This window comes from Persicitalea sp. (assembly GCF_041751555.1).
GTDB lineage: Bacteria > Bacteroidota > Bacteroidia > Cytophagales > Spirosomataceae > Persicitalea.
In genome coordinates this window covers 1-8,764 of record NZ_JBGSXF010000465.1, presented here as the reverse complement: position 1 = coordinate 8,764, position 8,764 = coordinate 1, and the positions used below count along the sequence as shown (strand labels likewise).

Here is an 8,764-nt window from a genome sequence, read left to right as displayed (position 1 = left end):
CCCACACTCTGCGTTTGCTTCATCAGCACGGCCACGATTTTTTCCTGCGGGTCGGCGAAGTAGTTGGTGTTGAAGTACCCGCCCCATTTGAACTTCCCCACGCTGCCCAGGCCGCGGTCGTGGCCGATGGGGTTGACGACGCTGAATCCCAGGCTAAAATGCTCGGGCCCGCCTTCGCCACCGAATAAGGTGCCCGTTTGGTTAGATACCGTGAGCAGTTCGGTATTGACCCGGCTGAGAAAGCGCTTACCGTTAAACGCCCCGCCGTTGACGAGCATTTGCAGAAAGGTGGCGTAGTCTTTGGCCGTGGAGGATAGCCCCGCACCGCCGGAAAAGAACTGCTTCGCGCCCTTGCGGGGATAATCCGGGTCGTAAAAGGTCGTCGGAAAGGACTCCCAGCTACCATTCACGGCTTTATGAATCGTGACCAGGCGGTTGGCTTTGGCTTCGGGCAGGTAGAAGTAGGTATCGTTCATCCCCAGCGGCTCAAAAATTTGCGTCCGCAGGTACTCGGCGAAGGTCATGCCCGACATGATTTCGACAAAGTACCCCAGCACGTCTGGTCCTTCGGAGTAGGAGTACTTTTCGCCGGGATTGAAGTGCAGGGGTAGTTTGGCCAGCTTCCTGACGCTCTCGCCCACACTAATGGGTTGTGTCGTGAACAAGTCCGTGACTCCCGCTTTCTGGTACATGGCCTTGAATCGCTCGTCGCCGTCGATCATGCCGTAGCCCAGGCCGGAGGTGTGGCTCAACAAATGGCGGATGGTGATCTCAGATTTGGCGGGTTCGGTCCGATAGGTACTATCGCTGAACCGGAAGGACGTAAGTACCGTCGGATTTTTGAACTCAGGAATGTACTTCGAGATGGGATCGTCGAGGCTGAATTTGCCTTCTTCGTAGAGCATCATCACCGCCGTGGCCGTGATGGCTTTAGTCATGGACGCAATGCGGAAAATATCGTCCTTTTTCATCGGACGCTGCGTGGCCACATCGGCGAGTCCGTAGGCCTGATGGTACACGATCTGCCCGTTGCGCACCAGAATTGCCACGATACCAGGTAGTTTGTTGTCTGTGACGAAGCCCTTCATCACGTTGTCCAGCCGCTGCAAACGCTCGGGCGACATACCCACCGCCTCCGGGTTTTTGGCCTCGACCAGTTTCTGGTTGGGGATATTGGTGGTGAGCTTGGTTTGAGCGGCGAGCGGGAGAGAGAGAAGGAAAAGGAGGGAGATTTTTTTCATGTGAATTTTTTTGACGCAGAGAATTTAGGGGAAAAAGACTTTGCGACCCCTGCTTTTACTTAGCGCCCTTTGCGTTTAATTCAGCAACGGCTCGGCCTTTCCCACTTCATCGGCGATCAGATAATCTCCCGTTTGGCTGACAGACTGCTTGACCAGTAACTCTCCCAAAAAACCACCCAGAAAAAGCTGTGAACCGACGATGATGACCGTCAGGGCAAGGAAGAAAAGCGGATTTTCGGTGACGTTGCGGTAGGGAAGGTTCATGTAGATGTTATACACCTTTAACCCGATGAGCCAGATCGTGATCAGCGAGCCAACGAAGAACATCAAAGTACCCAAACTACCAAAAAAGTGCATGGGCCGACGGCCGAATTTGTTGACGAAGGCGATGGAAAGCAGATCCAGAAAACCGTAGATGAAGCGTTCCAGCCCGAACTTGGTGGTGCCGTACTTCCGGGCCTGATGCTGCACCACTTTTTCCCCGATCCGGCTGAAACCGTTCCACTTGGCGATGACGGGAATGTAGCGGTGCATTTCGCCGTAGATGGTGATGTTTTTGACTACCTCGCCACGGTAAGCTTTCAGGCCGCAGTTGAAATCATGCAATTTTACATCCGAAATAGAGCGTGTAGCGGCGTTGAAAAGCTTGGTGGGCAGCGTTTTGGTAATCGGATCGTAACGTTTTTGCTTCCAGCCCGATACGAGGTCGTAGTTTTCCTCGGTAATCATCCGGTACAATTCGGGAATCTCGTCGGGACTGTCCTGCAAATCGGCGTCCATCGTGACGACTACCTCGCCGCGCACGGTCTGAAAACCCGTTTGCAGGGCGGCGGTTTTGCCGTAGTTCCGGGTGAATTTTATGCCGCGGACGTTTGGATTACGCAGTCCGAGTTCCTGAATAACCGCCCAGGAACGGTCGCGGCTGCCATCGTCCATGAACAGGATTTCGTAGCTGAATCCGTTTTCGTTCATTACCCGCACGATCCAGTCGTGCAGTTCGGGCAGCGATTCGTCCTCGTTGTAGAGGGGGATGAGTACGGATATTTGGAGAGGCGCGTCGGAAGTCATTGGTCAGAATTTCAGGTAAAAGTCCCGCAAAAGTTGGCGAAAAGCAAGTGTGTGGCGGGTAGTTTCCGGTTCGTAGATGGCTAAGTGCTCGGAACTTGCGGGAGGATTACTTACCGCCATTTTAGAATACGAACGCATGATTCTGATGGGTGAGTGCTTTAACGAATGAGAAAGTATCAATTCCCGTCGCTTTAACCAATCTCGGCTGATCGCACTGTAATTCAGTACATTCCCCTCCTCAACGGGGAGCAGTACGTGCCAGGAGCCACCCTTTTTCAATAACTTTTCTACCGCCGTCAATAGTTCAGAAAAAGTCAGACTCTTCGCGTGGTGGGCTTGGTTTACCTTGTCGTCCGGCGACCGCAGATCGTTTTGATAAAAAGGCGGATTGACCAAAATAGCATCGTACAGATAACCGGGTTCAAAATCTTGAATAGTACCCTCAAATACTTTTATTCGGCTCGAAAAAGGGCTATTCTTAAAATTCTCCGCTGCTTGACTAACTGCTTGCTCATCAATCTCCACGGCGTCGATCAGCGCATCGGGGTTTCTTTGGGCCGCCATCAGTGAAAGCAAACCCGTTCCGGTACCGATGTCCAGGATTCGTTTTGCGCCTGCTATCTCAGCCCAAGCCCCGAACGTGCAGGCGTCGGTACAGACTTTCATGGCGCAGCGGTCTTGCTCGATTCGGAACTGTTTGAATTGGAAGAACGAATTTCGTGCCATGTTTTACCTCACCGTAACGACGGACCGCCCCACCCTCTCTCCTCAAAGGAGAGGGGAATTTATATTTGTACTTGGTTTTATTTTCTGCCGAAGTCGGCGGGGTTTTCGCCCCAGTACTTGGTTTCCCATTTCAAGATTTTGTTGGGGTACTTATTCGCGGCCAACCAGCGCTCGGCGCGTTGGAGGAGTTCGAAAAGTTCTTTGTTGAGAGGCGTAAGGACTAGTTTAGTGTTGGCGTGTTTTTTTCTGATCCAGGCCATCGCGGTGCGGGAGTCGGAGTAGATCGGGATGGTGCTGTTATTGTTTTTAAGATACCCCAACCCGTGGACAATGGCTAAAAATTCGCCGATGTTGTTGGTAGCATCGAAAAACGGGCCTTGCAGAAAGATTCGTTCGCCCGTGCCGAGGTAGATTCCCTGGTATTCCATGTCGCCCGTGGCGGTGTTCCAGGCGGCATCCACCGCAATGCTGTCTTTGATGGGCTGACCGATGTGCGGAGGAATGGGAAGGTTGACAGGTTTGGCCTCGCCCTTTTTTGTGACAAACTCCCAATAATTGCGGTCAATGGCGGCTTCGGCTTCCTTCAAACTATCGAATGACTTAAACCGAGCGCCCTGAAAACCCTTGATCTGCGCCTCGCACTCTTTCCAATCAGTAAAAACCCCCGACTGCCTTCCCTGCCAGACTACGTAGTATTTTTGTTTCTTCTTGGCCATTTTTTAGAGTTAAAAGTCTATGAGTCTAAAAGTTGATGAGTGTTTCTTCCAGGAGTTCCTCCAACTCATAAACTCCTGAACTCATGAACTTTCAACTCCTTTCCTCCCACACTTTCGCGATTTCCACAATAACCTCCACCGCTTTTTCCATATCCTGCACCGACACCCATTCCTGGCGGGAGTGGAAGGCGTGTTCGCCCGCGAAGATGTTGGGGCAAGGCAGGCCCATGAACGACAGACGCGAGCCGTCGGTGCCGCCGCGGATGCTGCGGGGCTCGGCAGAGAGTCCGACGCGTCGCATGGCTTCGATGGCGTTGTCCACCACGGCCGGGTACTTGTCAAGTACTTCCTTCATGTTGCGGTACTGTTGGGTAATCTGGATGTCGGCTTTTGAATTGGGGTAATGCTGCAAGACTTCTTGTGTGATTTGGCGGAGTAGGTCAGCCTTCTGTCTCAGACCCACCGCGTTGAAGTCGCGGACAATAAAGTCAATGGTCGCCTCATCCTGACCGCCTTGCATCGACACCGGATGGACGAAGCCCTCTTTACCTTCCGTAGTTTCGGGTGAGAGCGAATCCTGCGGCAAGGCCGCAACGATCTCCGAGGCAATTTTCAGGGCATTTTCCAGCTTACCTTTGGCAAAGCCCGGATGCGTGCTGACGCCCTGAATTCTGATTTGGGCGCCATCGGCGGAGAAAGTTTCGTTTTCGAGCGTGCCCAGCGTCTCGCCGTCCACGGTATAGCCGAAGTCGGCGGCGAGTTTGGCCATATCCACGTATTCGGTGCCGCGACCTACTTCTTCGTCAGGCGTGAAAAGAATGCGGATGGTCCCGTGAGGGGTATCGGGATTTTGCAGGAGAAATTCCGTCGCTGTCATGATTTCGGCCACGCCTGCCTTGTTATCCGCTCCCAGAAGCGTCGTGCCGCTGGCCGTGACGATGTCGTTGCCGATTTGCTGCGCTAGATCCGGGTGTTCCGAGAGACGAATGACTTGCCGCGTGTCGTCGGGTAGTATGATGTCTTCGCCCTGCCAGTTTTCGTGAACGATCGGTTTGACGTTCAGTCCCGTCACATCGGGCGAGGTGTCCACGTGCGAGCAAAAGCAGATGACGGGAACGTCGATTTTGGAACTGGTGGCGGGAATAGTGGCGTACACGTACCCGAATTCATCCAAATGCGCATTCTTCACGCCCATAGCCTGTAATTCTACAACCAGCAATTTGCTCAGATCGCGCTGCTTCTCGGTACTTGGGAAAGTACCCGATTGCGGATCGGATTGCGTGTCGATTTTGACGTAGCGGAGGAAGCGATCGAGGACGGTCAAGTGAGTTTAGGTGTTTAGACGTTTGGTGATTCAGTACCTGAGTACCTGGTTTATTACGGTTTGCCGAGTAAGCGAAGCATATTATTCATTGTTGCGTGGGTACTCAGGTACTTATTGCTTAATGAATATAGCCATAAAGAAAGTACCCCGGAGGGGTTATCGGTTAATAGAAAAAAGAAAAGACACCAACTCCTCACCCCGGAGGGATACTGCGGCGGCTAACCCTAAAACAATCAGCTTCTTGGCTGCAAATTGCTGTCCGAATTGATGATGCTCACCAAATCAGCGGGCGAGTAGTTGATATTCTTCAGGGTTTTGTTGTCGGAAGTTCTGTAAACCAGAAACTTGCCCCCATCCTCCTTAAAGTGACAGTTGACGCCCTTTTCCTTATAGTGCTGCATCGTAGCCTCTGCTTCTTCCAGCGAGTCGCAGGCTTTGGACATATTGGACCGTTGCACTTCGTTGAACAGGTCCACGAATTTCGCGCCTAAGCCGAATTCCAATACGGCACCCGCAAGCACGTACTGCAGATCGCAAAGCGCGTCGGCGACTTCCACAATGTCGTTTTGCAGGATCGCCACTTCCAGCTCTTTCAGTTCCTCGGCCAGCAAAGCCACGCGCAGGCGGCTGCGATTCTCCGAAGGTATCATTGGAACTTCCAGTATGGGGTGCTTGAAGGTTTGGTGGAACTCGGCTACCTGGTTCAGGCTGTCGAGTTGCTGCATAGGCTGACTACCTGACGGTGTGAATGCTAATGGTTTGGGATTTTTTTGCTTCATGTTTTTATGGAATTTCTGATTCTGAGATTCTTATGCTCCTCTATCCGGGGGGTAAAGCCGCCCGGCAATTGATTTTATTACAATTTGACAGGTTGCTTTCGCCTGCTAGACACGGCATGCCGTGTCTCTACGTATTTCTATAAAAAATTCCCCTTGAACAGTTTCACCGCGATCGCAATCAGGATTATGCCGAAAACGCGACGGAGGATGTCTTCACCCGCCCGGCCCAGTTTTCGCTCGATCCAGGCGGATGATCTTAGTACCAGATAGACCAGGAACAAATTGACGAATACACCCACCAGCACATTGGCCAGTTCGTAGGTCGCCCGCAACGAAATGAGCGTAGTCATGGTACCTGCCCCGGCGATAATCGGAAAAGCGATCGGAACGATGGACGCCGACGAAGTATCCACGTCGCCATGCTTAAAAATATTGCGCCCGAGGATCATCTCAAGGCCAATCAGGAAAATGATGATGGCTCCCGCCGCCGCAAATGACGCGATGTCCACCCCGAAAAGTTTGAGAATGCGCTCGCCCAGGAATAGGAAGGCAATCATGATAAGGCCCGCTACAATCGTGGCTTTTTCCGACTCGATACGGCCTACTTTTTTGCGTAAATCCACGATGACCGGAACGGCTCCCACAATGTCGATGACTGAAAAAAGAATGAGTGTGACTGAGGCGATTTCTTTGAAGTTGAACATTCGGGACTGGGGTTTCTGAATTTGCCCGCAAAGGTCAGCAAAAGCCCGCTGCTACCCAAACGAATCGCAAGATCACCGATCCGTTTCCAGGCTCACACCATAAAGCCGCTGGGTACGAAGTTCAGGAAAGCATCAAAAACCTTTCGGTATTCATCGTTATCGACTTTGTACAGATAAGCGCCCTTCTTTGAATAACCTTTCTGTTTCTCGTCCAGCTTAATGAGTAGCTTGGTAGAAAGGATTTTACGGCTGAAATTGCGTTTGTCGAATTGGGTTCCGAAAATCGCCTCGTACAGTTTTTGGAGTTGCGGAATGGTGAATTTATCGGGCAAAAGTTCAAAGCCGATCGGATGCTGGGTGGCTTTGTAGCGCAGCCGCTCGATGGCCATTTCTACCATGCGGCCGTGGTCGAAAAGCAACGTCGGTAGTTCGTGGATCGAAAACCACTGCGCCTCGAAGGTATGCGAGATGACATCGGTGTAGTCGGCCACATTGATGAGGGCGAAGTAAGCGATTGAAACCGTCCGTTCGACGGGGTCGCGAAAGGGGGCACTAAAAACGTGAAGCTGCTCAAGGTAAATGTTGCTCAGCCCGGTGAGCTCATACAGAATGCGAGCCGAAGCGTCCTCAGTATCCTCGTGGGGCCGAAGCCACCCGCCCATCAGCGACCAGGTGTCGCCGTGCTCTTCCACACCGCGCTTAACCAAAAGGAGTTTGAGTTCTTCGCCATCGAAGCCAAAAATGATAGAATCTAAGGCTACCAGGCATTTGGTTTGGGCCTGGTATTGTTCGAGCATGGTATCGGTCACGAGGGGGTTGCTGTATGAGGTTCTTGCCCAAAAAGGACTTTGCAGTCGAGAATTTACTCGAACTACCTCAAAAGCGGCCCATTATTTTAATGGTATTTTAGTAAGAAATCTCGAAGCTGTACAAAATCCGTATCCGGGATAGCCGGAAAATTTGCGATTCGAACGGTGGTAGTTTTCCTATCACCGTAGCCATTTCCCAACAGCATTCCTTGTTTGACCGCTTTTTCCTTGATTTTGCCGATAAAATCCTCACTTCCCTGAATTGCCAAAACCGTTGCGGAACGTACTTCTGGGTTATTAACCAATAATTCGTACGAACTTCCTTCTAGAAGTGAATAGAAAGCTTTGGCCCGCTCGCCAACATTCCGATCGACTACTTCAATCGGGGGAACTTGCGCCATCACCTGCCCGAGCAAGTAAATCCCAAGAATGTTGGGCGTGTAAGGAGTCTGATTTTTAAGAAAATTATCTCGAATGAAAAGCAGACTGTTGTAATGATTCCGCTCGCCAATCTCCTCTGCCCGAGCGACGGCACGGGGAGAAACTACCAGCACGCCTAGCCCCGACGGAAGTCCGAAGCACTTTTGCACCGAGGCAAACCACACATCGCCCATTGACCAGGGCAAGGCTACTCCCGCCATCGAGGAAGTAGCGTCGATGGCAATGAGTCCTTCAAAACGTCTCCTGATTTTCTGTAATGACTGGGTAGGGATGGCCGTGCCGTTGGAAGTTTCGTTGTGCGTCAGACAAAGCATTTCGGCATTTTCCCGTTGTTCGATTCTCCAGGTATTTAAATCCTGGTTCAGCTCGAATGGATGGCTAAAAGCCGGGTGCAAACGCCCCGCGTACTCGAACCATTTTTGTCCAAAAGCTCCGTTAAAAGCATGATGACTACTGGTCTGAACCAACGATTGCGAAATGATTTCCCAACACTCAGTTGCCGAAGAAGTAAAGTATATCTCGTAATCCGCCGGAATGTCCAGCTTGCTGCGTATTTCGGCGATTGTACGCCCAAGCATATCCATGAAGGCACCCGAGCGGTGATTCATGCTCAGAACACCCGATTGATAGGCGTCCAGCAAATAGCCCTCTACCTGCGGGTAGAGTTGGGAAGGGCCAGGATAAAAGGTAGTTAGCTTCATTTACAAATATAATCCTTCCTCACCGAAGGCGACATCCTGCCAGGCCTGGTTACGCAGAATTCGCAGCGTTTTAAAACCTACTTGTTTGAGTTGTAGAGCCGTGTCTGACAGTTTTGCCGTGATTTCGGCGGGAGCGTGGCTGTCCGAGTTGATCATCACGGGAATGTTTCTGGCCAAAGCCTTTTCCATCACCGACATGGAGGGGTAGGTACTCAGATTTTTCTTGTACACACCTCTTGTGTTGACTTCCAGAAT

General features: G+C 51.6%; 9 protein-coding genes and 1 pseudogene. All 10 read right to left on the bottom strand.

Annotated features, from left to right (window positions below; translation table 11 throughout):
- On the bottom strand, positions 1–1,241 hold a 1,241-nt coding region (locus ACEW8P_RS16405; RefSeq protein WP_373514157.1), incomplete at its 3' end, for a serine hydrolase domain-containing protein.
- A 75-nt stretch (positions 1,242–1,316) separates the two neighbouring features.
- Positions 1,317–2,309: a glycosyltransferase family 2 protein gene (locus tag ACEW8P_RS16400; protein WP_373514156.1), complete on the bottom strand. Its 993-nt coding sequence runs from the start codon at positions 2,307–2,309 to the stop codon at positions 1,317–1,319.
- Positions 2,310–2,312: 3 nt separating this feature from the next.
- The gene (locus ACEW8P_RS16395) at positions 2,313–3,035 is read right to left on the bottom strand and encodes a tRNA1(Val) (adenine(37)-N6)-methyltransferase (RefSeq protein WP_373514155.1); all 723 of its coding nucleotides are present in this window, start codon (positions 3,033–3,035) and stop codon (positions 2,313–2,315) included.
- Positions 3,036–3,112: 77 nt separating this feature from the next.
- Positions 3,113–3,751, bottom strand: coding sequence for a viroplasmin family protein (locus tag ACEW8P_RS16390; protein WP_373514154.1), 639 nt, complete (start codon positions 3,749–3,751; stop codon positions 3,113–3,115).
- Between the two features lie 91 nt (positions 3,752–3,842).
- Positions 3,843–5,075 (bottom strand): peptidase T, encoded by a 1,233-nt coding sequence (pepT, locus tag ACEW8P_RS16385; protein ID WP_373514153.1) that lies wholly within the window; start codon positions 5,073–5,075, stop codon positions 3,843–3,845.
- 233 nt (positions 5,076–5,308) lie between these two features.
- Positions 5,309–5,800, bottom strand: a complete 492-nt coding sequence (locus tag ACEW8P_RS16380; protein WP_373514158.1) for a hypothetical protein — start codon at positions 5,798–5,800, stop codon at positions 5,309–5,311.
- 191 nt (positions 5,801–5,991) lie between these two features.
- Positions 5,992–6,558 (bottom strand): MarC family protein, encoded by a 567-nt coding sequence (locus tag ACEW8P_RS16375; RefSeq protein ID WP_373514152.1) that lies wholly within the window; start codon positions 6,556–6,558, stop codon positions 5,992–5,994.
- Between the two features lie 92 nt (positions 6,559–6,650).
- Positions 6,651–7,355 (bottom strand): NUDIX domain-containing protein, encoded by a 705-nt coding sequence (locus ACEW8P_RS16370; RefSeq protein ID WP_373514151.1) that lies wholly within the window; start codon positions 7,353–7,355, stop codon positions 6,651–6,653.
- Between the two features lie 98 nt (positions 7,356–7,453).
- Positions 7,454–8,509: an aminotransferase class V-fold PLP-dependent enzyme gene (locus ACEW8P_RS16365; protein WP_373514150.1), complete on the bottom strand. Its 1,056-nt coding sequence runs from the start codon at positions 8,507–8,509 to the stop codon at positions 7,454–7,456.
- A pseudogene (locus ACEW8P_RS16360) lies at positions 8,510–8,764 on the bottom strand (histidinol phosphatase); the annotation flags it as partial.